General features: G+C 62.7%; 31 protein-coding genes and 1 pseudogene. 8 read left to right on the forward strand and 24 right to left on the reverse strand.

The window, feature by feature from the left end:
- The 11 genes and pseudogenes from ABZF37_RS07235 to ABZF37_RS07285 form a co-directional block, all read right to left on the reverse strand.
- Window positions 1-692: pseudogene (locus ABZF37_RS07235) on the reverse strand (glutamine--fructose-6-phosphate aminotransferase); the annotation flags it as partial.
- Window positions 693-697: 5 nt separating this feature from the next.
- Window positions 698-2,089, reverse strand: coding sequence for a bifunctional UDP-N-acetylglucosamine diphosphorylase/glucosamine-1-phosphate N-acetyltransferase GlmU (gene glmU, locus ABZF37_RS07240; RefSeq protein ID WP_372718340.1), 1,392 nt, complete (start codon window positions 2,087-2,089; stop codon window positions 698-700).
- A gap of 36 nt (window positions 2,090-2,125) precedes the next feature.
- The gene (locus ABZF37_RS07245) at window positions 2,126-2,551 is read right to left on the reverse strand and encodes a F0F1 ATP synthase subunit epsilon (protein WP_372718342.1); all 426 of its coding nucleotides are present in this window, start codon (window positions 2,549-2,551) and stop codon (window positions 2,126-2,128) included.
- A gap of 9 nt (window positions 2,552-2,560) precedes the next feature.
- Window positions 2,561-3,961, reverse strand: a complete 1,401-nt coding sequence (atpD, locus tag ABZF37_RS07250) for a F0F1 ATP synthase subunit beta (RefSeq protein ID WP_372718344.1) — start codon at window positions 3,959-3,961, stop codon at window positions 2,561-2,563.
- Between the two features lie 25 nt (window positions 3,962-3,986).
- On the reverse strand, window positions 3,987-4,865 hold the full coding sequence (gene atpG, locus ABZF37_RS07255; protein WP_372718346.1) for a F0F1 ATP synthase subunit gamma: 879 nt from the start codon (window positions 4,863-4,865) through the stop codon (window positions 3,987-3,989).
- Between the two features lie 32 nt (window positions 4,866-4,897).
- On the reverse strand, window positions 4,898-6,451 hold the full coding sequence (atpA, locus tag ABZF37_RS07260; protein ID WP_372718348.1) for a F0F1 ATP synthase subunit alpha: 1,554 nt from the start codon (window positions 6,449-6,451) through the stop codon (window positions 4,898-4,900).
- 72 nt (window positions 6,452-6,523) lie between these two features.
- The gene (locus ABZF37_RS07265) at window positions 6,524-7,057 is read right to left on the reverse strand and encodes a F0F1 ATP synthase subunit delta (protein WP_372718350.1); all 534 of its coding nucleotides are present in this window, start codon (window positions 7,055-7,057) and stop codon (window positions 6,524-6,526) included.
- Window positions 7,058-7,061: 4 nt separating this feature from the next.
- Window positions 7,062-7,532, reverse strand: coding sequence for a F0F1 ATP synthase subunit B (locus ABZF37_RS07270; RefSeq protein ID WP_372718352.1), 471 nt, complete (start codon window positions 7,530-7,532; stop codon window positions 7,062-7,064).
- Window positions 7,533-7,618: 86 nt separating this feature from the next.
- Entirely contained in the window at window positions 7,619-7,882 is a 264-nt protein-coding gene (gene atpE, locus ABZF37_RS07275) for a F0F1 ATP synthase subunit C (protein ID WP_372718354.1), read from the reverse strand.
- 40 nt (window positions 7,883-7,922) lie between these two features.
- Window positions 7,923-8,819, reverse strand: coding sequence for a F0F1 ATP synthase subunit A (gene atpB / locus ABZF37_RS07280; RefSeq protein WP_372718356.1), 897 nt, complete (start codon window positions 8,817-8,819; stop codon window positions 7,923-7,925).
- A gap of 25 nt (window positions 8,820-8,844) precedes the next feature.
- Entirely contained in the window at window positions 8,845-9,324 is a 480-nt protein-coding gene (locus tag ABZF37_RS07285) for an ATP synthase subunit I (protein ID WP_372718358.1), read from the reverse strand.
- Window positions 9,325-9,534: 210 nt separating this feature from the next.
- Here ABZF37_RS07285 and ABZF37_RS07290 point away from each other — a divergent pair, with 210 nt between their 5' ends.
- Window positions 9,535-9,816 carry a hypothetical protein gene (locus ABZF37_RS07290; RefSeq protein WP_372718361.1) on the forward strand — a complete coding sequence of 94 codons (282 nt, stop codon included), beginning with the start codon at window positions 9,535-9,537 and terminating at the stop codon, window positions 9,814-9,816.
- A 44-nt stretch (window positions 9,817-9,860) separates the two neighbouring features.
- Here the strand turns inward: ABZF37_RS07290 and ABZF37_RS07295 are convergent, their stop codons facing one another.
- From ABZF37_RS07295 to ABZF37_RS07315, 5 genes are all read right to left on the reverse strand, one after another.
- Window positions 9,861-10,214 carry a rhodanese-like domain-containing protein gene (locus tag ABZF37_RS07295; protein WP_372718363.1) on the reverse strand — a complete coding sequence of 118 codons (354 nt, stop codon included), beginning with the start codon at window positions 10,212-10,214 and terminating at the stop codon, window positions 9,861-9,863.
- Between the two features lie 34 nt (window positions 10,215-10,248).
- Window positions 10,249-10,731 (reverse strand): aromatic-ring-hydroxylating dioxygenase subunit beta, encoded by a 483-nt coding sequence (locus ABZF37_RS07300; RefSeq protein WP_372718365.1) that lies wholly within the window; start codon window positions 10,729-10,731, stop codon window positions 10,249-10,251.
- A gap of 14 nt (window positions 10,732-10,745) precedes the next feature.
- Window positions 10,746-12,053: a Rieske 2Fe-2S domain-containing protein gene (locus ABZF37_RS07305; protein WP_372718367.1), complete on the reverse strand. Its 1,308-nt coding sequence runs from the start codon at window positions 12,051-12,053 to the stop codon at window positions 10,746-10,748.
- 156 nt (window positions 12,054-12,209) lie between these two features.
- A complete protein-coding gene (locus tag ABZF37_RS07310) occupies window positions 12,210-12,428 on the reverse strand; it encodes a hypothetical protein (RefSeq protein ID WP_372718369.1) in 219 nt (72 codons plus the stop codon).
- Window positions 12,429-12,486: 58 nt separating this feature from the next.
- The gene (locus tag ABZF37_RS07315) at window positions 12,487-13,053 is read right to left on the reverse strand and encodes a mismatch-specific DNA-glycosylase (RefSeq protein WP_372718371.1); all 567 of its coding nucleotides are present in this window, start codon (window positions 13,051-13,053) and stop codon (window positions 12,487-12,489) included.
- 15 nt (window positions 13,054-13,068) lie between these two features.
- Between ABZF37_RS07315 and trxA the strand changes: the two genes are divergently transcribed.
- Genes trxA through ABZF37_RS07330 form a run of 3 tightly spaced genes read left to right on the forward strand, consistent with a single transcriptional unit; the run spans window position 13,069 to window position 14,718 of the window.
- The gene (trxA, locus tag ABZF37_RS07320; RefSeq protein WP_372718374.1) at window positions 13,069-13,875 is read left to right on the forward strand and encodes a thioredoxin; all 807 of its coding nucleotides are present in this window, start codon (window positions 13,069-13,071) and stop codon (window positions 13,873-13,875) included.
- Window positions 13,875-14,258: a DUF423 domain-containing protein gene (locus ABZF37_RS07325; protein WP_372718376.1), complete on the forward strand. Its 384-nt coding sequence runs from the start codon at window positions 13,875-13,877 to the stop codon at window positions 14,256-14,258. Before trxA ends, ABZF37_RS07325 begins: the two co-directional genes overlap by 1 nt.
- On the forward strand, window positions 14,242-14,718 hold the full coding sequence (locus ABZF37_RS07330; RefSeq protein ID WP_372718378.1) for a putative molybdenum carrier protein: 477 nt from the start codon (window positions 14,242-14,244) through the stop codon (window positions 14,716-14,718). Before ABZF37_RS07325 ends, ABZF37_RS07330 begins: the two co-directional genes overlap by 17 nt.
- A 27-nt stretch (window positions 14,719-14,745) precedes the next feature.
- Here ABZF37_RS07330 and hslO read toward each other — a convergent pair whose 3' ends face one another.
- A complete protein-coding gene (gene hslO, locus ABZF37_RS07335; protein WP_372718380.1) occupies window positions 14,746-15,597 on the reverse strand; it encodes an Hsp33 family molecular chaperone HslO in 852 nt (283 codons plus the stop codon).
- Between the two features lie 192 nt (window positions 15,598-15,789).
- Complete coding sequence (mscL, locus tag ABZF37_RS07340) at window positions 15,790-16,233, reverse strand: large conductance mechanosensitive channel protein MscL (protein WP_372718382.1); 444 nt, start codon at window positions 16,231-16,233, stop codon at window positions 15,790-15,792.
- A gap of 334 nt (window positions 16,234-16,567) precedes the next feature.
- Here mscL and ABZF37_RS07345 point away from each other — a divergent pair, with 334 nt between their 5' ends.
- On the forward strand, window positions 16,568-17,287 hold the full coding sequence (locus tag ABZF37_RS07345) for a TorF family putative porin (RefSeq protein ID WP_372718385.1): 720 nt from the start codon (window positions 16,568-16,570) through the stop codon (window positions 17,285-17,287).
- A 104-nt stretch (window positions 17,288-17,391) separates the two neighbouring features.
- On the opposite strand, the gene icd is transcribed toward ABZF37_RS07345, so the two are convergent.
- The gene (gene icd / locus ABZF37_RS07350; RefSeq protein WP_372718387.1) at window positions 17,392-18,648 is read right to left on the reverse strand and encodes an NADP-dependent isocitrate dehydrogenase; all 1,257 of its coding nucleotides are present in this window, start codon (window positions 18,646-18,648) and stop codon (window positions 17,392-17,394) included.
- Window positions 18,649-18,728: 80 nt separating this feature from the next.
- On the opposite strand from icd, the gene ABZF37_RS07355 reads away from it, so the two are divergent.
- Window positions 18,729-19,034: a 2Fe-2S iron-sulfur cluster binding domain-containing protein gene (locus ABZF37_RS07355; RefSeq protein WP_372718389.1), complete on the forward strand. Its 306-nt coding sequence runs from the start codon at window positions 18,729-18,731 to the stop codon at window positions 19,032-19,034.
- A 108-nt stretch (window positions 19,035-19,142) separates the two neighbouring features.
- Here ABZF37_RS07355 and ABZF37_RS07360 read toward each other — a convergent pair whose 3' ends face one another.
- The 3 genes from ABZF37_RS07360 to ABZF37_RS07370 all read right to left on the reverse strand — a co-directional run bounded on the left by ABZF37_RS07360 (window position 19,143) and on the right by ABZF37_RS07370 (window position 20,487).
- Window positions 19,143-19,457: a type II toxin-antitoxin system PemK/MazF family toxin gene (locus tag ABZF37_RS07360; RefSeq protein ID WP_372718391.1), complete on the reverse strand. Its 315-nt coding sequence runs from the start codon at window positions 19,455-19,457 to the stop codon at window positions 19,143-19,145.
- A complete protein-coding gene (locus tag ABZF37_RS07365; RefSeq protein ID WP_372718393.1) occupies window positions 19,445-19,684 on the reverse strand; it encodes an AbrB/MazE/SpoVT family DNA-binding domain-containing protein in 240 nt (79 codons plus the stop codon). The genes ABZF37_RS07360 and ABZF37_RS07365 overlap by 13 nt, the downstream gene beginning before the upstream one ends.
- Before the next feature lie 98 nt (window positions 19,685-19,782).
- Window positions 19,783-20,487 (reverse strand): DsbA family protein, encoded by a 705-nt coding sequence (locus ABZF37_RS07370; protein ID WP_372718395.1) that lies wholly within the window; start codon window positions 20,485-20,487, stop codon window positions 19,783-19,785.
- A gap of 377 nt (window positions 20,488-20,864) precedes the next feature.
- Here ABZF37_RS07370 and ABZF37_RS07375 point away from each other — a divergent pair, with 377 nt between their 5' ends.
- Window positions 20,865-23,123 carry a hypothetical protein gene (locus tag ABZF37_RS07375; protein ID WP_372718397.1) on the forward strand — a complete coding sequence of 753 codons (2,259 nt, stop codon included), beginning with the start codon at window positions 20,865-20,867 and terminating at the stop codon, window positions 23,121-23,123.
- Between the two features lie 78 nt (window positions 23,124-23,201).
- On the opposite strand, the gene ABZF37_RS07380 is transcribed toward ABZF37_RS07375, so the two are convergent.
- Both ABZF37_RS07380 and ABZF37_RS07385 read right to left on the reverse strand, forming a co-directional pair.
- Window positions 23,202-23,501, reverse strand: coding sequence for a type II toxin-antitoxin system RelE/ParE family toxin (locus tag ABZF37_RS07380; RefSeq protein WP_372718399.1), 300 nt, complete (start codon window positions 23,499-23,501; stop codon window positions 23,202-23,204).
- Window positions 23,498-23,755, reverse strand: coding sequence for a type II toxin-antitoxin system ParD family antitoxin (locus ABZF37_RS07385; protein ID WP_372718401.1), 258 nt, complete (start codon window positions 23,753-23,755; stop codon window positions 23,498-23,500). Before ABZF37_RS07385 ends, ABZF37_RS07380 begins: the two co-directional genes overlap by 4 nt.
- 223 nt (window positions 23,756-23,978) lie before the next feature.
- Here ABZF37_RS07385 and ABZF37_RS07390 point away from each other — a divergent pair.
- A partial coding sequence (locus ABZF37_RS07390; RefSeq protein ID WP_372718403.1) for an amidohydrolase family protein occupies window positions 23,979-24,270 on the forward strand: 292 nt, incomplete at its 3' end.

A 24,270-nucleotide genomic window follows, 5' to 3' on the forward strand; every position in this document is an offset into this window, starting at 1 on the left:
ACTGGCCGACCGCTGGCGACCAGCACCCGCACCATGCCGATGCGCACCTCGGCCACGTCTCCGTCGCGCAGGAACAGCATGTCCTGGGTGAAAGGCACCAGCGCCGCGGCGTCCGACGCCAGATACGCGGCATCTGGCGCCAGGCCCACGACCAGCGGGCTGCCGCGGCGCGCGGCGATCAGCCGATCGGGATCCGTGCCAGCCAGCACGCCGATGGCAAACGCGCCGTGCAATTCGGCCGCTGCCGCCCGCACCGCGTCCAGCAGGTCCAGGCCATGGTCCAGATGCAGGCGAATCTGGTGGCCGATCACCTCGGTGTCGGTCTGCGAGCTGAACTCAAAACCCGCAGTGCGCTGCGCTTCGCGAAGCTGATGGTGATTCTCGATGATGCCGTTATGCACAACGGCGAGTTGGCCGCGCGAGATGTGCGGGTGGGCGTTGGCCTCGCTGGGGGCACCGTGCGTGGCCCAGCGCGTATGGCCAATGCCGGCGTAAGCACTGACCGGCTGGGCCGCCAGGCGCCGGCTCAGTTCGATCACCTTGCCGACCGCACGTACCCGGTGCAGGCTACCGTCGGATTGGCGCACGGCGATGCCAGCCGAGTCGTAGCCGCGGTATTCCAGGCGCCGCAGGCCCTCAAGCAGGTCGGGCACGATGTCGTGCCGGCCCAGCCCACAGACAATGCCGCACATCAGATCTACTCGGAACGCTTTTTGCGGGGTCGTTGCCAACCGCGCACAGTTCTTTGCGGTCCCCGTGTCACCGTCAGGGCGCCCGCCGGAGCCTCGCGGCTGATCACCGAACCGGCACCGATGGTGGCGCCCTCGCCAACGCTGACCGGTGCTACCAGGGAGGCGTTGGAGCCGATGAAGGCGTCGTCTCCAACCTGCGTGCGATGCTTATTGGCGCCGTCGTAGTTGCAGGTGATGGTGCCAGCGCCAATATTGACCCGCGCGCCGATGTCGGCATCGCCGAGGTAGCTCAGGTGATTGGCCTTGGCGCCCTGCGCGAGCTGGCTGTTCTTCACTTCAACGAAGTTGCCCACGTGAACGTCCGCGGCCAGCACGGTGCCCGGCCGCAGGCGTGCGTACGGACCTACTACTGCTCCTGGCCCGATGCGCGCACCGTCAATGTGGCTGTAGGGAAGAATCTGCACCCCGGCTTGAACCACGGCGTTACGCAGAATGCAGTGGGCACCAATGCGCACGCCGTCGGCCAGCTCAACCGAGCCGTCCAGGATGACGTTGATGTCGATCTCGACGTCCTGGCCGGTGCTCACCTCGCCACGCACGTCCAGCCGCGCCGGGTCGCGCAGCGTCACCCCGGCTTCCAGCAGGCGCTCGGCCTGCCGGCGCTGGAACTCGCGCTCGCACCGCGCCAGCTGTGAGCGGTCGTTGATGCCCATGATCTCCGCCTCGCTGGCAGCCGGCACACCCAATACAGGCACACCATCGGCCACCGCCATGGCCACGATATCGGTGAGATACAGCTCGCCTTGAGCGTTTCCGGCATTCAGCCGACCCAGCCAGCCGGCCAGACGCGGCCCCGGGATCAGTAGCGTACCGGTATTGACCTCGCGCACGGCGCGCTGATCGGCGTTGGCGTCACGCTGTTCGATAATCGCCTGCACCGCCCCGGCACCGTCGCGCAGGATACGACCGTAGCCGGTCGGGTCGTCGACCAAGGCGGTAAGGATGGCCAGCGACTCAACCGGTGTATCCAGCAGGGCATGCAGCGTCCGTTCCCGCAGCAGCGGCACGTCACCGCACAGGATGAGCACGCGGCCGACCGGCTCGATAAGCGGCAACGCCGCCGCCACCGCGTCGCCTGTGCCGCGTTGCGCAACCTGGTGGGACCACTGGCACTCGACATCCGCCAGTGCCGCTTGCAGTTGCTCGCCACCGTGGCCGTACACCAGCACCGGACGCGCCTTGCTACCCACATGGGCCAAAAGGGAGGTGGCCGTCGCGAGTGCATGCCCGATCAGCGGACGCCCACCGATCGGGTGCAACACCTTGGGGAGCGCCGAGCGCATGCGCTTGCCCTGACCGGCGGCGAGGATAACGACCTGTAGCGGGGTGTCGCTCATGGCGCTGACCGAGTCAGTACGCCGGCGGCGACCGCATCATCCGCCGCTGCGGCGGCGCAGGCGCTGGATGGTTTGCAGCTGAGCCATGGTTTCAGCCAGTTCCGCCTGCGCGGTGGCGTACTCGAAATCACCCTGACGATCCTGCAGCAGGCCTTCGATACGCTGCTTGGCTTCCAAGGCTGCGGCTTCGTCCAGGTCGTGCGCCCGCACCGCGGTGTCGGCCAGCACCGTGACACTGTGCGGCTGCACCTCAAGAATGCCACCGGCGACGAAAACCAGCTCGTCGCCGCTGCCGTCGGCAAGCTCAATGCGCACCGCACCGGGCTTGATGCGGGTAATCAACGGCGTGTGACGGGGCAGGATGCCAAGTTCGCCATCCTCGCCGGGCAGGGCAACGAATTTTGCCTCGCCCGAGAAAATGCTGGCTTCAGCCGAGACAACGTCAACCTGGATAGTCGCCATAACGGCTCCTTATTGAATTGTCTTGGCCTTCTCGAAGGCCTCGTCAATGGTACCCACCATGTAGAACGCCTGCTCGGGCAGGTGGTCGCACTCGCCGGCCACGATCATCTTGAAGCCGCGAATGGTGTCCTTGAGCGACACATACTTGCCCGGCGCGCCGGTGAATACTTCCGCAACATGAAAGGGCTGCGACAGGAAGCGCTGGATCTTGCGCGCTCGCGCCACCGCCAGCTTGTCCTCGGGCGACAGCTCATCCATGCCCAGGATGGCGATGATGTCGCGCAGCTCCTTGTACCGTTGCAGCGTCGATTGCACCGCCCGGGTGGTGCTGTAGTGCTCTTCACCCACGACGTTCGGGTCGACCTGGCGGCTGTTGCTGTCGAGCGGATCGACCGCCGGGTAGATACCGAGTGAGGCGATGTCGCGCGACAGCACCACGGTGGCATCCAAGTGGGCGAAGGTGGTCGCCGGCGACGGGTCGGTCAGGTCATCGGCCGGCACGTACACCGCCTGAATGGAGGTGATCGAACCCACCTTGGTCGAGGTAATGCGCTCTTGCAGGCGCCCCATCTCCTCGGCCAGCGTCGGCTGATAACCCACCGCGGAAGGCATGCGCCCTAGCAGCGCCGACACTTCAGTGCCCGCCAGGGTAAAACGGTAGATGTTGTCGACGAAGAACAACACGTCGCGGCCTTCGTCCCGGAACGACTCGGCGATGGTCAGACCGGTCAGCGCCACACGCAGACGATTGCCCGGAGGCTCGTTCATCTGACCATAGACCATGGCCACCTTGGACTCGCCCAGGTTCTCAAGATTGACCACGCCCGAATCAGCCATCTCATGATAGAAATCGTTGCCCTCGCGGGTGCGCTCGCCCACGCCAGCGAACACCGACAGGCCGGAGTGCGCCTTGGCGATGTTGTTGATCAACTCCATCATGTTGACGGTCTTGCCAACGCCAGCGCCACCGAACAGACCCACCTTGCCGCCCTTGGCGAACGGACAGATCAGGTCGATGACCTTGATGCCGGTTTCCAGCAGTTCCTGCGACGGCGCCAGGTCGTCGTAGGCAGGCGCCTTGCGATGAATCGAGGCGGTCTGGGTCTGGTCGACCGGGCCGCGCTCGTCGATGGGGTTACCCAGCACGTCCATGATGCGGCCGAGAGTCGCCGTACCCACCGCCACCGTGATCGGCTGGCCGGTATTGCTGACCATCAGCCCGCGGCGCAGGCCGTCGGATGAGCCCAGCGCAATAGTGCGCACCACCCCGTCACCCAGCTGCTGCTGAACTTCCAGCGTCAGCGCGGTGCCTTCCAGCTTCAGCGCGTCATAAATATGAGGCATCTGGTCGCGCGGGAATTCCACGTCGACCACCGCGCCGATGCACTGAACGATCTTGCCTTGAGCCATTGTCGAGTCCTTCAATCTGGATGCGTCACACCGCGGCGGCGCCGCCGACGATTTCCGACAGCTCCTTGGTGATCGCTGCCTGTCGGGTCTTGTTGTAAATGAGCTTCAGCTCGTCGATCAGGCTGCCGGCGTTGTCGCTGGCCGCCTTCATCGCCACCATCCGCGCCGATTGCTCGGACGCCATGTTTTCCGCCACCGCCTGGTAGACGAGCGCTTCGGTGTAGCGCTTGAGTAACTGGTCTATCACCACCGATGCACCGGGTTCGTAGATGTAATCCCAGCTGTAGGCTTTCTTCTCGGTCTCGCTTTGCTCCAGGCGCTCGGGCACCAGCGGCAGCAGCTGCTCCACCATCGCCTCCTGCTTCATGGTGTTGATGAAGCGCGTGTAACAAACATAAACCGCGTCCAGCTCGCCGGCCACGAATGCATCCAGCATGACCTTGACCGGACCGATCAGCTTCTCGAGCTGTGGCAGGTCCCCCAGCTGCACCGCCTGGCTGATGATCTGTGCACCGGCGCGCAGCAGAAAACTTTGGCCCTTGGCGCCGATGGCGGTGGCGCGAATGCCCTGCCCGGCCTGCTGAGCGTCGCGCATGCGCAGACTGACGGCACGCAGGATATTGGTATTAAGCCCCCCACACAGACCCTTGTCGGTGGTAACCACAATGAAGCCGACCGCCCGCACCTGACTGACCTGGCGCATGTAGGGCGAGCGGTATTCCGGATTCGCCTCGGCCAGGTGCGCGGTGATGTTACGCACCTTGTCGCTGTATGGCCGCGCGGCACGCATCCGCTCCTGCGCCTTTCGCATCTTGGACGCGGCCACCATTTCCATCGCCTTGGTGATCTTGCGCGTGTTCTCGATGCTTTTGATCTTGCCGCGGATTTCCTTGCCGATCGCCATGCGGTGCTCCCTTAGCTAGCTGCCGAGCCGGCTCAGCTGAACGACTGCAGGAACGCCGCGACGGCGGCACCCATTTCTTCATCGGCGGTGGCGTCCATGGCCTTGTCCGCTTCCAGCTTTTGCAGCAACGCGCCATGGCTGGACCTGAGGTGCTGGTGCAGACCCTGCTCGAAGGCGAGCACGCGGTCCACCGGCACGCTGTCCATGTAGCCCTTGTTGACGGCATACAAAGACGCTGCCATCAGCGAGATCGGCAACGGCGAGTACTGTGGCTGCTTGAGCAGCTCCATCACGCGGGCACCGCGGTCAAGCTGCTTGCGAGTGGCATCGTCAAGATCCGAGGCAAACTGCGCAAAGGCTGCCAGTTCACGGTATTGCGCAAGGTCAGTACGAATGCCGCCCGACAGGCTCTTGATCAACTTGGTTTGTGCCGCGCCACCGACGCGTGACACCGAGATGCCCGCGTTGATGGCCGGACGCACGCCAGCGTTGAACAGATTGGTTTCAAGGAAGATCTGGCCGTCGGTGATGGAAATCACGTTGGTCGGCACGAAAGCCGATACGTCGCCGGCCTGGGTCTCGATGATCGGCAACGCGGTCAGCGAACCGGTCTTGCCCTTGACCGCACCGTCGGTGAACTTCTCGACATAGTCAGCATTCACTCGGGCGGCGCGCTCAAGCAGGCGGCTATGCAGATAAAAGACATCGCCCGGATAGGCCTCGCGTCCCGGTGGACGGCGCAGTAACAGTGACACCTGACGGTAAGCAACGGCCTGCTTTGACAGATCGTCATAGATGATCAGCGCATCCTCGCCACGGTCGCGAAAGTACTCGCCCATGGTGCAGCCTGAATAGGCCGATACGTACTGCATGGCGGCGGACTCGGAGGCCGACGCGGCGACCACGATGGTGTAGTCCATCGCGCCGTGGGCCTCGAGCGAGCGCACCACGTTTTTGATCGAGCTCGCCTTCTGCCCGATGGCCACGTAGACGCAGGTCATGTTCTGACCTTTCTGGTTGATGACCGTGTCGATCGCCACCGCGGTCTTGCCGGTCTGGCGGTCGCCGATGATCAATTCGCGCTGACCACGGCCAACCGGCACCATCGAGTCGATGGACTTCAGGCCGGTCTGCACCGGTTGGTCGACCGACTTGCGGGCAATGACGCCTGGCGCGACCTTCTCGATGACGTCGGTCATCTTGGCGTTGATCGGACCCTTGCCGTCGATCGGCTGACCGAGTGCATTCACCACCCGGCCAATCAGTTCCGGTCCAACCGGCACTTCCAGAATGCGGCCGGTGCACTTGACCGTATCGCCCTCGGAAATGTGCTCGTACTCGCCCAGGATCACCGCGCCGACCGAGTCGCGCTCTAGATTGAGCGCCAGCCCGAAAGTCGGCTGACCGCTGGCGGTAGGTGGGAACTCCAGCATCTCGCCGGCCATCACCTCCGACAGGCCGTGCACGCGCACGATGCCGTCGGTGACGGACACCACGGTGCCCTGGTTCTTGATGTCCGACGCGGCGCCGAGGCCCTCGATGCGGGTCTTGATAAGTTCAGAAATTTCAGCCGGATTCAATTGCATTGCGTGCTCCCAGTCCGCTTACAAGGCGCGACAGGTTGGGTTTCTATCGAGTGGTGCTTTGAGACCACCGAATCAGGCCGTCAGGGCCAATTTCATCTGCGCCAGGCGTGCGCGAACCGAGGTGTCGAGCACCTCGTCGCCCACGACCACGCGCACACCACCGATGAGCTCCGGCTCGATCAACACCGTGGCGTTCAACTTGCGTGCAAAGCGCTTTTCCAGTGCCTCAACCAGTTCGTTCAGTTGTGACGCGTCAATCGGAAAGGCGCTGTAAACCGTGGCGTCCGACACGCCCGAGCGAGCATTGACCAGCGCATGAAACTGCGCCGCGATCTCGGTCAGTGCTGACAGACGCTTGTTGTCGATCACAGCGCGCAGAAAGTTCTTGCTGCTGTCAGAGAGGCCCGACTTGAACAAAGAATTGATCAGGTCGAACACCTGTTCGCGCGTCACCTTGGGGTTGTCGGCGAAGCCGCGCACCTGTGGATCCGCTGCCACGGCGGCCAGCGCGTCCAGCTGCTCGCTGGTCTGGACCAGGTCGCCCTTGCTGGCCACCTGTAACAGCGCCTCGGCGTAAGGGCGAGCGATCGTTGCAAGTTCGGCCATAGTCTTACAACTCGACCTTCAGGCGTTGCAACAGATCGGCATGAACAGCCACACTGACTTCGCGGCGCAAGATCGCCTCGGCGCCCTTTACCGCGAGCGCGGCGACATCATCGCGAAGCGCTTCGCGTGCCTTTATCGACTCTTGCTCGGCCTCCGCCCTGGCCGAGGCGACGATCTTTACGCCCTCTTCGTTGGCGCGCGCCTTGGCTTCCTCGATCATCGAATGCGCCAGCCGCTCGGCGTCCGCCAGGCGCTTGCCGGCGTCGTCACGCGCGGCGGACAGTTGCTCTTCCACGCGCCTGTTGGCGGCGGCCAACTCCGCCTTGGCACGGTCAGCCGCCGACAGCCCATCGGCGATCTTCTGCGCGCGATCGTCCAGCGCCTTGACGATAGGCGGCCACACGAACTTCATCGTGAACCCGACCAGAATCAGGAACACGATCATCTGGACAATAAGGGTGGCGTTGATGCTCACGTTGTTGCCTTGATGAAGGTGGCAGGGAGCGCCGACACAGCCGGCGCCGAATCAATAGCGTGCGGCAAGCCGCGGGCCGCTACGGACTACTGGGGCAGGTTCGCGATCTGCGCCAGGAACGGATTGGCCGTAGCGAACCACAAAGCGATGCCGGTGCCGATGATGAACGCCGCGTCGATCAGGCCGACCAGCAAGAACATCTTGGTCTGCAGCTCACCCATCAGCTCCGGCTGGCGCGCCGCTGCCTCAAGATATTTGCTACCCATGATGCCAATACCGATACAGGCGCCACAGGCTCCAAGGCCAATGATGACGCCGGCGGCCAGGGCAACAAAACTGATGATTTCCATGCGAACTCCTTGAGGATCGTCGTTGGTGAGGGAACTTGGGTTAGTGGCTATCGTGAGCCTGGCCCACGTATACCAGTGTGAGCATCATGAACACGAAAGCTTGCAGCGTAATGATCAGGATATGAAAGATGGCCCACACCGTGCCGGCGACTATGTGGCCCAAAAACAGCGCGATGCCGGTCGCAGACAAAGCCCAGGCGCCGCCCATCAGCGCCACCAGCATGAAGATCAACTCACCCGCATACATGTTGCCAAATAACCGCATGCCGTGCGAAACGGTCTTGGCGACGAACTCGATCAACTGCATGCCCACGTTGGCGAACGAGAGCAGGACAAAACCCAGCCAGGTCAGTGGGTTGCCGGACAACTTGACGGAGCCGAAGGGCGCCGTTAGCAACTCGTGTGTCCAGCCGCCTACGCCCTTGCTCTTCAAGTTGTAAATCAGACACAGGATCAGCACGGAGAAGGACAAGCCCATGGTGACCGACAGATCGGCGGTCGGCACCACACGCAGATAGGCATGCGCTGGATCATGACCGGCGGCGCCAAAGACCCACTGCCATAGTACCGGCAGAGCGTCGACCGGCAGCAGATCCATCGCGTTCATCAGGAACACCCAGATGAACACCGTCAGTGCAAGCGGCGCGACCAGTTTGCGGCTCTTGGCGTTGTGAACGATGCTTTTGGCTTGGCCATCAACCATCTCGACCAACCATTCGACCGCGGACTGCATGCGGCCGGGCACACCCGAGGTTGCCTTGCGTGCCACATGCCACAGCAGCCAGCTGGCGAGTACGCCCAGCAGCACGGCAAACGCAATCGAGTCCAAATTGAACACGGAAAAATCGACAATCGACGCCTGGGGCTTGTTCTGCAAATGCTGCAGATGGTGAGCGATGTACTCACTGGCGTTGGGGGCGTGACCTTCGGCAGCCATTGGTAGACGTTTCCTAATTCGATCTTCAGCGGCCGCGCCACAGCAGCGCTACCCAGTAAACATTAAGGCAGACCACTACTGCGAGCAGCAAGGCCGGCCAGCTAAGCGGCGTAATCACGCGCGGTGCAAACGCCAGCATGGCCACCGTCAGCCCGACCTTGACCGCCTCCCACACCATCAGGTGAGCCACGCCCAAAGTCGGCACCCCTGGTGGCAGCCGCCGCCCGAGGCCACGCGCCATCACCGCCGCCGGCAACACAATGGCCGCCGCTCCATACAGCGCCGACCACAACACCGCCATCCGGCCCATGATCGCCGCCGCGACCAACGCGACCAACAATCCCACCAGACCTTGTACACGCACCACCCACCAGGGCGACAGTGCCGGCTGAGCAATCCGCAGCGCCTGCGCTTCGGTCGCAGTCAGCACGCGCCAGGGTGGCCCGCCCTGTTCAGGGTCGTCGGCGTCCGCCCATGCGGAATTTCGGCCGGTCTGTTCAGACATGGCACCACTGCGCACGGCACACCAACGAGATCGCGTTCACACGCCGATTGCGCCAACGCCAGGCCGACATACAATCAAATCAACTTGGCGGAAATAATTACGGCGCGCATTATAGGCACCGCGCTGCGCCCCGGCAAGGGCGCCGGGCGCTTGATTCTCGCTTCGCACTAGGACAAAAGAACGGTAATTCTCAAAGAAGGAGGCTCCCGCATGAGTATTTCCATCTGGCATCTTGCCATCGGCTTTTTTTTCAGCAACGGCATGCCGCATTTCATAGCGGGCGTCGCCGGCAAGCGGTTTCGTTCGCCGCTGGGAGCCAATTCTTCGGCGCGGGTGAATCTGATCTGGGGTCTGACCAACTTCATACTGGGCACCGCTGTGGTGCTGTGGCAATCGCCCACGCCAGACTGGCAAAGCTTTCTGCTCGTCTACTGGCTTGTGGTGGCGATGTTCGGCTTCGGCATGAGTCATTTCAAGGGCGAGGACTTCTGACAGTTCGGGATTCCGGTTAAGGCCGTTGGCGAACGCCAGCGGCCTTAACGCTGCACGGGATAGCCGGCTTCTTGCCAGGCGCCAAACCCGCCTGCCAGCGAGACGACGTTGCGATAACCCATGCGCATCAGGCTGTCGGCTGCCAGCGCCGAACGCCCACCACCGGCGCAATACAGCACGATGGCCTGATCGAGGTCCGGCGCCAATTGTTCGATTTTGCCCTCGAGAATGCCCCGTGGCAGCGGCACGGCGCTGGCGATACGGCCGTCCGCCCACTCGACCGGCTCGCGGGTATCGACCAGCAGGGCTGGTGCCGGATTCATACCCCGCAGTTCGTCCACGCTGATCTCGCGGATGCGGGTCTTTGCGTCCTTTACCAAGGCTAAATAGCGGGTCATGGCGTGGGTGTCGATCCTCAGACGCTGAAACGGTCTACACCATGCATGACAGCTGTGTCATCTCGTGGTCGTTGTTGATCAGCATGACCTTCTTTAGCACCAGTTTGAAGTCGCTTCCGCCAGGCCGCAAGCGGTGCTCGGTGCGACCAATCCACTCCACCGGGTCGCGCCGGTTAACGCGCAGCTCGGTCAGGTGGAAGTTCGAAAAGGTCTGGATCAGGCCATCCGCATTGTCGTAGATCTCGATATTGGAGACCAGCCGGCGCAAGCGCGAGCGCGGTTCCTGCGTCCACGCCATGCCAGTTTTTGTGATGCGCGCCACGCGCAGTTTCAAGCGTGAGTGGTCGTCGTAAATTATGGATAGCTGCCGCTCGGGATCGACATCATCCTGATTGCAGGGCACCCAGTACAGGGCGTCCTCATCCCACAACGTCAGCCACTCATCCAGCCGTTGCTCATCGGCGAGGCGTGCTTCGCGGTACAGGAATTGCTCCACGGCATAACGATCGAAAGGCATCTGCGCGCTCCTCCTCAGGGGCTGCTCATCAGGTCAAGGTAGTGGCGCCACTGCGAACGCATGGTCAGCTCGCTCAGATCCCCCTGGTACGGAATGTCGTCCTCGTCCGGCTCTACCGGCAGGTGGATGCCACGGTTCATCAGAATCCACTCCTGGGCGCGCGCCGCCAGGCCCTGGTAGTTACGCGCCCAGACCTCGATGTCGTCGGCCAGCTGGAAACCTGCCGGGCCATAGCCGCCCTCATCGCGTCGCAACCGGGCGGTGTTGATCTCGTCCGGCGCACCCTTGAACAGGCATGGCGCGTAGTAGATGTACGTCTCGTTCACGCTGACCGGCACGCACCAGCGGATTTCCTGCAGCATGTTGAACAGGTTGGGAAAAATAACCGTATGTGCTGGGCCCTCAGTGAGTATCTGCTGCGTTTTTTCTTTGCCATGTAGGCGCTCAAGACCCGCCAGATACTCACGCTGAGCCGACTCGGGAATTTCCTTGGACCATTCGCCGGTATAGGTCATGCCGGTCACGCGCCGCTGCGGACGCATGTCCAGGTCGGAGTGGCCATTGCCAAGGTCACGCGCGTGTATAAGGCCAAAATAGCCTTTGCCCGGCGGCGGCGGCTTCTGTCCCTCCTTGGCCTCGAACATATTGGCCAAATACATGTTCGATCCGTGGGTTTGGTAGACGTGGTAGGAGTCGACCGAGTTTTCCATCCACATCTTCCAGTTGCACTCGATACGCATCTGGTAGACGCCGTGGTTCATGGTGATCTCGCCAGTCGGCGAAAGATCACAGAATCGATCGATGTTGGCGGCGGACGGACCCAGGTGTTCCTTCAGGCTCTTGCCGGTCTTGCTCATACTGGCAAACACGAAGCCCCGGTACAGCTCCACCCGCGGCACGCGAAACAGGCCGTGCTCCTCGCGCTTGAAATCAGGTGGAAAGTCTTCGCGGAACAGCATGCCCTTGAGGTCTCCCTCGCAGCTGTAAGTCCAGCCGTGGTACGAGCACGTGAAGGTCGGCGCATTACCACGGCGCGCCTGGCAGATGGTGTTGCCGCGGTGGGTGCAGCGGTTCAGCAGCACGCGCACCTGCATGTCATGGCCACGTGTGATGATGATCGGCTGCAGGCCGATCTGACCGGTACGGTAGTCGCCGATGTTCGGCACTTCGCTTTCGTGGCCCACGAACACCCATTCGCGATACCAGATGCGGTTCAGTTCTTCCTCGAAGATAGCCGGGTCCGTGTACAGACTGCCGTGAACCCGGTCTGGCCGGACCAGGGCGGCATAATCGATCAGCGACGAACGGGTGGCCATGTCCATTACGGCTCTCCTTTGGTCTAGGGCGGACGGCGTTGCCTGGAAGCAGTCTAGTGCGCCGACGGGTTTATGTCATCGATTACCGAGCGTTTGGTCGGCGTCAACGTTGTCTGTCGTCAACCCTCGCCCTATTTGCGAGGCGCCGTTCGAGTCAGTCGCTCACCGACCGGCCGGGGGCGTTCCCGGCGTAGCGCCCTCGCGTTCCACGCCACAGTGAGCGCAACGCCAGCGCATCGGCATACGACCCGGCGCGGCGTGTGCTCCGAGGTCCACGATTTGCCAATTGTGATAGCCCCGCTCGCACTGGCGGGTCTGCCGCGTCTTGACGCGTTCGCCATCCAGCACGTCACGATTTCGAAACGGGATAACCTGCGACACCGCGGGGCACTCCAGATATGGGTCGTCCATTTCGACCAAGAATACGCTACCCCGCCAGTCACTCAATGGCGGCGACGTAGGCTGCCAACTGCCGGTAATAGCTGATAAGTGTGGGCAGGCTATAGCGTGCATTGGCGGGGCTGGGATTTGGGCTGACGAAGATACGCGCACCCGCAAAGGTTTCAGCCTGCAGGCCAGGCTCTACCATTCCTGGCGGCGCCAGCACGTGCCGGCAAAACCCCCGGAACGCCGTGGCGCCGTGAAACCACAGCAGCGGCGGCTGGCACTCGGCAACCACCCGCGCGAGGTGCGTGGCGCCCGCGCGATAATCCGCGGCGCGCAGCTGATGCGCCATGGACGATGCGGTCTTGCAAAGATCGGTAAAGCCAATCCGGTCGCGGGCCAGTATCAGCGCCATTGCCAACGGTCCGGGCGTGACCGGCTGGGCCAGCAAGCCGCTGGCGTTCAGGGCCGGCCAGAAGCGGTTTTGCGGATTGGGAAAATAAAAGCCCTCGCGCACCGCGCGCAGCGACGGATTGATGCCGACCGACAACACCCGCAGCCCAGGCGCAAGGTAGTCGGGCAGTGTCTTGGCCAGGCCTTGGCTACAATCACGCGTCTTCAACAAATGGTCACCGCGATGGACAACGAGGTCAGGGATTTCCAACACGACGTGCTAGACGCCTCGGCGCTGCAACCGGTGCTGGTCGACTTCTGGGCCACCTGGTGTGCGCCATGCAAGATGCTGGGCCCTATTCTGGAGCAACTGGCAGCCGCCGCGCAGGGCCGCTGGAAGCTGGTGACGGTGGACGTGGATGCCCAGCCTGCGCTCGCGCAGCAGTACCAGGTACGCGGTATCCCCGCAGTCAAGCTGTTCATCGACGGTCAGGTAGCCGACGAATTCAGCGGGGCCATGCCACAGGCCGCACTCGAACAGTGGCTGGATAGCCGTATCCCAAGTCAAGCACGGCGCCAGCTTGCCGAAGCGCGCGGGCACCTCGCCCATGGCCGACGCCAGCAGGCCAGCGAACTGCTGCAGGCGATTCTTGCCACTGAGCCGGATTCGCGCGAGGCTCGCGGTTTGCTGGCCCTGGCTGTCGTACTCGACGATCCGCAGCAAGCGCAGGCCCTGGCGGCCGGCGTTCGCGAAGACGCCGAAAGTTTTGCCGCCGCCAGCGCGGCACGGGAACTGGCCGATATCCTGACGACTGACCCCGATCGGCTGCCCGCCGGCCGGGGACAGGCCGAGTACCGCGCTGCTGTGCAAGCCCTGCGCGACGGGGATGCGTCGGTGGCGCTTGGCCATTTTCTGGACTCCGTTCTCAGCGAACGGTCCTATCTGGACGATGGAGCACGCAAGGCCTGTGTGGCTCTGTTCGAGTTACTGGGAGCCGAGCATCCGCAGCTTCGGGAATGGCGCCGACAGTTGCAACGGGCACTGAACTGATGACCACCGCGCGATTCTTTCTTATGGCCGGTGCGCTCAGCGCTGCATTAGCTGTCATCCTGGGTGCATTCGGCGCCCATGCGCTTCGCGGTCGTTTGCCGGTGGATTTGCTGGCGGTTTACCACACAGCAAGCCAGTACCACGTCTACCATGCGCTTGGCCTGCTGGCGGTCGGTCTGCTGGCGCTGCATCTGCCAAGCAGCAGCGCGCTGCGCTGGAGCGGCTGGCTGATGCTGCTCGGCACGGCGTTATTCAGTGGAAGCTTGTACCTGCTGGCGATCACCGGCCTGCGCTGGCTGGGCGCAATCACGCCGTTGGGTGGCAGCGCCTGGATCGCGGCCTGGTTGCTGCTGGCATGGGCCGCCCGTGGCCTCGCCCGGTAATCGATTGCGGGTGATTTCCGGTGGCCAGAGCGGCGTCGATCGCGCCGCTCTGGATGTGGCGCTGGAGCTGGGCCTGCCGTGCGGTGGCTGGTGTCCGGCAGGGCGACGCGCTGAAGACGGGCCGATACCGCTTCGCTATCCCCTCCAAGAAACCGAATCCGCGGACTATACCGAGCGCACCCGGCGCAACGTGGTCGGGGCCGACGCCACGCTGATACTGTCCCAGAACGCCCTGAGCGGTGGCACGCTACTGACGGTCCAGATTGCCGGCGAGTCTGATAAACCCTGCCTGGTGGTCGACCTGCGCCGACCCTGGCAAGCGGCAGAGGTCGGCGTCTGGCTGCAGGCCTGTGCGGTTACCTGTCTTAACGTCGCCGGCCCGCGCGAGAGCACCGCGCCAGGCATTTACGCTCTTGCCGGCGATTACCTGCGCGCGGCTCTGTTACCGCACACGCCATAAGGCTACCGAAGCGCCTCCAGGCCGGCCTTAATGGATCAGGCCTGAAGCCATGTTGTCCAGCAGCCCATCCACGCCAGCGCGGTCAAAGTGATAGTGCTGGTTGCAGAACTCGCAATCAACATCGATCGCCCCACGCTCTTCCAGAAGGGACTCAATCTCGGCGCGACCGAGCGCCCGCAATGTCGACTCCACCCGGGCGACGGAGCACGAACACGCAAACTCCACCGCTTGTGTAGCCAGCAGACGTACGTCCTGGTCGACGAACAAGCGTCCGATCACCTGCTCGGGTGACAACTCCAGCAACTCACGCGCACGGGCGGTGGCGGCCAGCAGGGCCAGATACTCCCAGTTGTGTGGATCGGTCTGCCCAGGCAGGCGCTGCAGCAACAGACCCGCGGCACGCCTGCCGTCGGTTGCCAGCACAATACGGCCCGGCAACTGTTCGGAACTGGAAAAATAATCCTCCAGGGTCGCCGTCAGACCCTCGGGTAGCAGCGCCACAATCCCCTGGTAACGCTGGCCATCGCCGCGCGGATCCAGCGTAATCACCAGTCGGCCGCTACCCAGCAACTCATGCCATTCATTACCCCGCAGCGGCTCGCTCCAGCGAGCCAGGGCGCGCACGGCATGTCCGGCCCGGTTATCGGCAACCAACAGACGCAGCGGACCATCACCACGCAACTCGACAATCACCCGACCGGCCGCCTTCAGGTTGTTACCCAGCAGCGCCGCCGCCGCCAGCAACTGACCGAGTAGGTCACGCACCGGCGGCGGGTAGTGGTGGCGCGCCAGCACTTCTTGCCAGCTGGATTCGAGCTGCACCAAAACGCCGCGCGCCGACCCATTTTCAAACATAAACCGATGCAGGGTGTCGGCCACTGGTGGGCCCCATGGCGGCGCGAAAGGGCAGCCAGTATAGCCGCCGTTCTGCCTCGGGCTCCGCGGCCGAATCCGCCTGCCGATTGTCTGCATGACAGTGGCAGGCAGGCGTCAGGCAAGCCGGGCACTACCCAGCAACAGCCCACCCCGGGAGCGTGTTCCGTGATGGGCTTTACACGTGTCAGCGGCCGCTCAGCTCAACTGCGAGGTGCAGTGTGGGCAGCGCGTGGCCGCCAACGGAATAGCCGTGATGCAGTGCGGGCAGTCTTTGCTGGTCGCCGTTGCCGGCGGTTCGGCGGGCGTCAGGCGGTTCAGGGTACGGATCAGCATGAATACGGAGAACCCGACGATCACGAAGCTGACCAGAGCGTTCAGAAACAAACCGTAATTGACGGTGACCGCACCGGCCGTCTTGGCCGCGGCCAGCGAGGCGTAAGGCCCGGCCACCGCGCCGTCGTGCAGTTGCAGGAACAGGTTGGAAAAATCCACCTGCCCCAGCAACAGACCTATGGGCGGCATCAGAATGTCTTCAACCAGCGACTTGATGATGGCGCCAAACGCCACGCCGATGATGATGCCGACGGCCATGTCCACCACATTGCCGCGCATGATGAAGTCACGAAATTCCTTGATCATTTTGCTGAACCCCTTTTCCTGATATAGGCCACTGGCCACGCCGGGAATCATTCCGCGTCGCGTTCGGGTCCCGGCTACCCCGGCTGCATTGTCTAGTCAATCATGGCTCTTGCCAAACAGAATCGCACCATCGTGGTGCACGATGGTCAGATCATGCCCTCAGCGCCCCGACTTGGCTCAAACGCTTTACCTAAGGACTCCTAAGATTAGGAATGCACAATCGGGGCCTAACTTGGCACACCAATTGCTAAATCATTTAGTAAGTCCTAATGTCCTACGGGAACGGGGCGTCTTGAACCAAGCAATCGTGTATAGCAATGGGAGCCAACACACCATGAAGAAGACCATCCTGACGTCATTGGCCACAGCTGGCTTGCTCGCCTCAGCCGGCGCCATCGCCGACGTAAGCGGCAATATTTCGCTCACCAGCGACTACGTCTTCCGGGGCCTCAGCCAGACGGATGAGAAACCGGCCATCCAGGGCGGCTTTGATTACGCGCACGACAGCGGCGCCTATCTGGGTGTCTGGGCCTCGAATGTCGACTTCGAAGACGGAGACGAGGCCGAGATAGAAATCGATCTGTACGGCGGAATGGCCGGCACGATGGGTGATCTGGGCTGGCAGTTCGGCGGCATTTACTACAACTACCCGGGCGTGGCGGACAGCTCCGGCCTGAAGTACGACTACTGGGAAGTCGGTCCGACGCTGACCTACCCGGTCGGGCCGGCCACCGCCAGCCTGATGGTGATGTGGAGTCCGAACTTCTTCAACGAGACCGGCAAGGGTCTGTATACGGAACTCGGCCTGTCTGCACCGGTCGGCTCGTTCGAAATTGGCGGCACCTTCGGCCACCAGGATATCGAACGCAACGTGAAATTCGGCACGCCGGACTACAACAACTGGTCGTTGTACGCCTCCACCGAATTGGCCGGTGTTGGCCTGAAGCTGGCCTACACGGACACCGAGCTGAGCAGCAGCGAGTGCTTTGGCGGCGGCGTGTTCGCCGACTGGTGCGATGCTCGCGCGGTATTCAGCATCAGCAAGGATCTGTAAGTCCGCGCACGACCGGCAAATTCCGGCACCAAAAGCGGGTGGGCGTTTCGTCCACCCGCTTTTTTATCGCCCCGCGTCTGGCCGCGCCGTCCCCAGCCAAACACTCACATATTGGCGATGATGGCCTGCCCGAACTCGCGGCTACCCAGTTTGGTGGCGCCGTCCATCAGGCGCTCGAAGTCATAGGTCACAGTCTTGGCCTGGATGGCGCCACCGATGCCCTTGACGATCAGGTCGGCCGCCTCGGCCCAGCCCAGGTGCCGCAGCATCATCTCGCCGGACAGAATGATCGAGCCGGGGTTTGACATGTTCTTGCCGGCGTACTTGGGCGCCGTACCGTGCGTGGCCTCGAACAGCGCCACCGTGTCGGACATATTGGCGCCCGGCGCAATGCCGATGCCGCCGACCTGCGCCGCCAGGGCATCCGACACATAGTCACCGTTCAGGTTCAGCGTGGCGATCACGCTGTAGTCGCGCGGACGGGTCAGGATCTGCTGCAAAAAGGCATCCGCAATCGCGTCCTTGACCACGATTTCCTTGCCGGTGCGCGGGTTCTTGAAGCTGCACCACGGCCCGCCGTCGATTTCAACCGCGCCGAACTCGGATTTCGCCAGCGCGTAGCCCCAGTCCCGGAAGCCGCCTTCCGTGAATTTCATGATGTTGCCCTTGTGCACCAGCGTCACCGACGGGCGGTCGTTGTCGATGGCGTACTGGATGGCCTTGCGCACCAGCCGCTGCGTGCCTTCCTCGGACACCGGCTTGATGCCGATGCCGGAGCTTTCCGGGAAGCGGATTTTCGTGACGCCCATTTCCTTGATCAGGAAATCGATCAGCTTGCGGGCTTCCGGCGAGCGCGCCGCCCACTCGATGCCGGCGTAGATGTCCTCGGAATTCTCGCGAAAAATCACCATGTCGGTGTCTTGCGGCCGCTTGATGGGACTCGGGGTGCCGGGGTAGTAGCGCACCGGGCGCAGGCACACGTAAAGATCCAGTTCCTGGCGCAGGGCCACGTTCAGCGAGCGCATGCCGCCGCCGACAGGCGTGGTCAGCGGCCCCTTGATACCGACCAGAAACTCGCGCATCGCCGTCAGCGTCTCGGCCGGCAGCCAGGCGTCGTCGCCATAAGTGGCCACCGCCTTCTCGCCGGCGTAAATCTCCATCCAGGCAATCGAACGCTTGCCGCCGTAGGCCTTGGCGACGGCGGCGTCCAGCACCTTGATCATCGGTGGCGTCACGTCGATGCCGATGCCGTCACCCTCGATGAACGGAATGATCGGCCGGTCCGGCACCTTCAGGGAGTTGTCGGCGTTCGCGGTGATGCATGTGCCGTCGGTGGGTACAATAATTTTTTGGTAAGCCATGGACTCGCGTGCCTGCGGGATTTCTTGATAAAGCGCCATTTTAGTCGACATCCACGCCTAGCCGGACGCCTACAGCCCCCGTGACCCAGCACACCATCCTGATTACCGACAGCGGCGAGACCTTCCCCTGCGCCGAGGATCAGTCCGTCCTGCACGGCATGAGCCGCCTCGGCCGCAAGGGCATTCCGCAGGGCTGTTTCGGTGGCGGCTGCGGCGTATGCAAGATTCAGGTGCTGGAAGGCCGCTACCACACCCGCAAGATGAGCCGCGACCAGGTCACGGCCGAGGAAGAACAGGCCGGCTACGCGCTCGCCTGCCGTACCTTCGCCGACGCCGACCTCACGCTGCGCGTGGTCGGCAAGCTACACAAGGCGCTGACGCGGTGAAAAGTGCGATCACTTGGACCAAACCTGTTGGCATAACGTGTTCAAGGAAGCGCTGAATCAATCCATCATGGATTTCTAAACGCCCGCCCCAACCCAGCCCGACCCTGCCTACGCCAGCATCTCCACCAGCACCGGATGCCATAAGGCCAGGTCGATACTGCCCATGCGACCGCCCAGCCTGCGTTTGTCGATGGACCGCAGCTGATCGAGCAGGATGCGCGCCTGCTTGCCGCCAAATTCCACCGTGGGACGGCAGCCCAGCGGCTGTCCCTTGCTGGTCAGCGGCGCCACGATGATGCGCGGCAGGGCGGCGTTCATGTCGTCGGGCGAAATCACCAGGCCGGGTCGGGTCTTGCGGATTTCGGTGCCGACGGTCGGGTCAAGATTGACCCAGTAGACCTCGCCGCGCCTCACCACACCCATTCGTCATCGCCTTCGTCCGGTGGGATGGTGGCGAAGGCGTCTTCGTCCGTGGCGATGGGCGTGCTAAACCAGCCCTCGCGCACGGGGCGGACCGGCTCGATGACCAGACGGCCATTTTCGTGTTTCAGTTCGATGCGCGAGCCCACGATCAGGGCAAGCTCGGACAGCATGGGCGCCGGCAAGCGGACCACGGCGCTGTTACCCCATTTTTTGATTTCGGTTTGCATGACGTGTCACCAGTCGCGAGGAAATGTAGCTTCATTGTAGCTACTTGATTGTGAATCGGCACCTGCGACGACACGTGCGAAACACGCCTGGGCCGTTCTCACTCCGCCGCCGGCAGCCCGTAGCCCAGCATCCGCCGCCGCTTGACGTCCTCGTAGAAGGTCTCGATTGCGTCCTCGCGCAGGCAGTGGCCCAGCATCGAGCGCGGAATGCCGCCCAGCACATGGTGGCCATCGGCCACCAGAGCCGGGATGCGCAGGATGCCGTAGCGGGCGGCGCGCTCGATGTCCGCGGCCAGCAAGGCGCGTGCGTGTTCGCTGGATACGTCGTGCTGCCAGCGCTCGCCGTCCAGGCCAATGTCCTCGGCACACTCGCGCAATACCTCGTAGTCGGCGATGTTGCGGGCTTCGGTCAGGTGTGCCCGCTGCACGCGGTCGAAGAAATCCCAGTGCGCGCGCTGGCCGCCCTGCATCTCGGCCGCCTTGGCACCGAGCTGGTTCGGCAGCGAGTAGGGGTAGTCGAAATCACGCGTCATCATCAGCTCACAGTCGATACGCGGGTCCGGCTCGAAGGCCCGCGCGTCGGCCCAGTGCACCATCACCACGTCGCGCTTGGCCTCGCGCTTGTCCGTATACAGCTGGCGGTTGAACAGCATCGGCGACACGGCCAGCGGGTAGCAGCGCTGCACCATCTGCACGTCCGGATGCTCGGTGGCAAAGGCGCGCAGGCGCTCGGAGGCCTTGTAGCACCAGGCCGACAGGCAGTCGTGGAAGAACTCGATGACGATCGGGTGGCTGTCGGTCATGGCGGCTCTCCACATAGTATTTGTTGGGCCGGATGTCGTGGTTTTATCCTCACCCCCAACCCAGCGCACTCAATGGCTTATCGCCGGCCCCGCCCTCGGAGGCCCGGCACACTGGACTTATACCGCACTTGCCAGGGTAATCCCCACATCGGTTCCTAAGGTGCCGGAGAAGTGGGGGTGCCCGGTACGGGGAGGGTCGAATCCGACCTGCGCACCAGTCATTGCACTGGCTGACCGTCTCTTGGTGCCGACGGACCCAGCGCGCTCACGAAAAAGTGCTGGCCCGATGTTGTTCCGCCGTTGTTCAGACACTTCTTGACAGCCTGAATACCCACTACCTATGATCCCGGCACAACGTCTGAACAACGGGGTGAAACATGGAAAAGCGATTTACGGCAACGCTGAGTCGGTCGCAAGGCCGGAGTGCGTGGGCTGTGATCTTTCGGCATCCGGTACGGGTTGACCCGAACACGGGGAAGATAGGTCTGCGAGTCCGGCACGGACTCGGGACTTCTGATGAAGCCGAAGCCAACGAACTGAAGGAACAACTCAACCAGCTGTTAAGCGATGAATCTTACTGGAGCCTGCCAGCGAGGAGCGTGGCTGAGAAGCGGTTTCCCCGCCGGGTCGTGGATATTTTCTTTTACGGCATGGAACCAGAGGAACATGACTTCGGTGCCATTCGCGAGGCGATTATCCCCTTGCCGACGTCCGCGAACTCGGATTATCGGCGCGCGCTCCTACTTGGAACTACTGGGGCGGGCAAGACGACGCTACTCCGGCAGTTGATCGGAACAGATCCCGAGACCGAGCGCTTTCCGTCGACCGCGACGGCCAAGACGACGGTGCATGAAACCGAGGTAATTCTGGCACCTGGACCTTATAGGGCTGTCGTTACCTTTTTCCCCATCGATGAGGTTCGAGAACACTTGAACGAATGTATCTCCGCGGCCGTACTCGCCGGATACCGTGGTGACTCAGATAGTGAGGTGCTGCCCAAGCTGCTAATGCATGTGCATCAACGGTTTCGCTTCAACTACGTCCTTGGTAATGGGTCTCAGGCTCCACCACTGGATGATGACGAGGACGAGGAGGCTTCCGAAGTCATCGACGAGTACCCCGCTGACAACGTTATAGATCTCGACGCGACCAACGCACTGCTGGCCAGGACCCTCGCCGCGCTGCGCTCTATTGCTGCGCGTCATGGTGATCTACTGAAAGCTGAGCTCGGTGCGATTGACGAGAAAGACCAGCGCGTCGTGGACGAATTGTTCGAGGAGGAGTTTGACCACCGTCTCCGCGAGGACGAAGAGTTCCATCGCATCAGCGACGAACTGATGGACGAGATTGAGCTTCGCTTTGCGTTTCTCGGCGACGGGACCGTTCGCCGCAGTAAGCAAGGGTGGCCACAGTGTTGGTTTTGGGAGACAGAGGATCGAACCGCATTCATCAAGGAGGTGACTCGCTTCTCCAGCAACCACTCGCCGCGCTTTGGGCGCCTGCTGACACCACTGGTGAACGGTGTCCGGGTGTCGGGCGCGTTCATGCCGGAATGGAGTAACGGCCAGCAACCCAAGCTCGTGTTGCTGGACGGTGAAGGACTTGAACATACGAGGTCCTCGGCTCCGATTTCGACATCGCTTTTTCGTCGAGTTGAAGCTTCTGATGCAGTCGTTCTTGTCGATAACGCCATGCAGCCCATGCTTACTGCTCCTGTGTCTGCCATGCAGGAAATGGTTACCTCGGGCAGCGCTAGCAAGCTACTGCTCGTATTTACGCACTTCGATGAGGTCAAAGGCGACAACTTGCCGAATTCCGCCGCGAAGGAGCAACACATACTTGCCTCCGCGGAGAATGTCCTGGCCTCGATTGGCGAGGAACTCGGTCCGTTCGCCGAACGAGTTCTTCGCGGACGCTTGAAGGCAGCCTGCTTCTTCGTCGGCGGAATCGATGAGCATCTCGATGCAACAAAGAAGGCCCACAAGCGGACGATCAGCCAGCTGCAAGCTCTACTGGCCGCACTTGACGCGATCGTCGAAACGCCGCCCCCGGTCATGGCAAGGCCGGTCTACGACCGCATGAACCTAGTCCTCGCCGTAAAAAACGCTGCAGAGAGCTTCCATGACGCATGGTGGCCGCGTCTTGGCTTGGACTACAAGCCGGGCGTTGGTAAGGAGCACTGGACGCGTATTAAGGCACTGAGTAGACGTCTCGGCACACCCGGGTTCCGCGATGAGTACGATAACCTCAAGCCGGTCGCTGATCTGCGCAAGCAGCTTCAGGATCGCCTATACGTCCTACTGCAGAACCCGCTCCGGTGGGACCCTGATGAACCGTCCGACGATGGACATAAGCAGCAGGTGTATGACGGGCTGGCGAACGCACTGTCCGCCAGGACGGGGGACCTTGCAACCCGCCGCATACGCGCCGAACGCATGTCGGAGTGGCAGGTCGCTTTCAACCAATGGGGTCGAGGATCAAGCTATACGCGCGCCCGGATCATAGGTGACAGTATCTTTGATCGCGCTGCGCCAATACCAGACGCTACCCCTTCGCCGGATCGGAACTCTTTCCTGCATGAGGTTGCCGCCATCGTAGAAAGCGTCTGTCAGGAGATCGGTGCCCGCCTTGCTTGACCTGCCAAATCCACACCGGTTCCATAAGCGAACCCTGGCGCGGCAATAGTGCCCAGCAATGCCGGCGCACGTTGACAGTTACCGGTCCGGGTCAAACCGGGCTTCGATGTCCATGGACGAGTGCAACACACGCAAAACGTCGATGCCATCGGCAAGCGCAACGTAAAAAATGACGTAGCGCCCGAACGGAAAACTGCGCACGCCATCGGCCAGTTCCTGGCGCTCCCGGCCCATCAGAGGTTGCCGCGCCAGCAGACCGAACTGCTGGTCGAGATCATCGATCCAACGGTCAGCGGCCGCGGACTTGTCCTGCGCGATGTGCTGCCAGATTTCTGCAATATCCGCCGCCGCTTGGCGGCGACGCGCGACCCGGCTCATTCGCCCGGGGTCTTACCGGCGGCAAGCTGCCGCTTCATGGCCTGCGCATCCCACGGCTCTGCCGGGCCGCTGTCCAGCCCGCGCTGGATTTGGGCGCGCAATTGATCAAGGCGCAGGGCGCGCATCTGATCCTGTTCCTCCATCAGGCGCAGCGCGTCGCGCACCACTTCGCTGGCCGAGTTATACAAACCTGAGGCGACCTTGCTACGCACCAGATCTTCCAGATGCGGCGTGAGGTTGACGTTCATACTCATGGCGGCTGTGCCCTGATCGGTTCCAAGTGACTTCAACATAGCAATGATTGGCAAACATGGACAAATCGCTCGCGAGGGCATCCGCCGCCGTGGCCACAGGCACGCCAGCGCCTTGACCGCCCGGTCGGCGAGCGGAATGATGGCCGTCGGCCCGCCGCTACACGGATGCTCCGGCCCGCCCCCACCATACGGACACACAAACATCCCGGCGAGGAAAACCCCCATGAGCCACGATCTTCTTATTCAAGGCGGCAGCGTCATCGACGGCAGCGGCGCCCCGGCCCGCGGCGCCGATGTCGCCATCAAGGGCGATCGCATCGTCGCCATCGGCAGCGAGCTTGGCGGCGCGAGCGAAACCATCGACGCCCGTGGCCTGGTGGTGTCGCCCGGCTTCATCGACCCGCACACCCACTACGACGCGCAATGGTGCTGGGACCCGGTGCTCACCAGCAGCGCCTGGCACGGCGTGACCTCGGTGGTGATGGGCAACTGCGGGGTGGGCATCGCTCCGTGCC

It is taken from the genome of Immundisolibacter sp. (assembly GCF_041601295.1).
Taxonomy (GTDB): domain Bacteria; phylum Pseudomonadota; class Gammaproteobacteria; order Immundisolibacterales; family Immundisolibacteraceae; genus Immundisolibacter.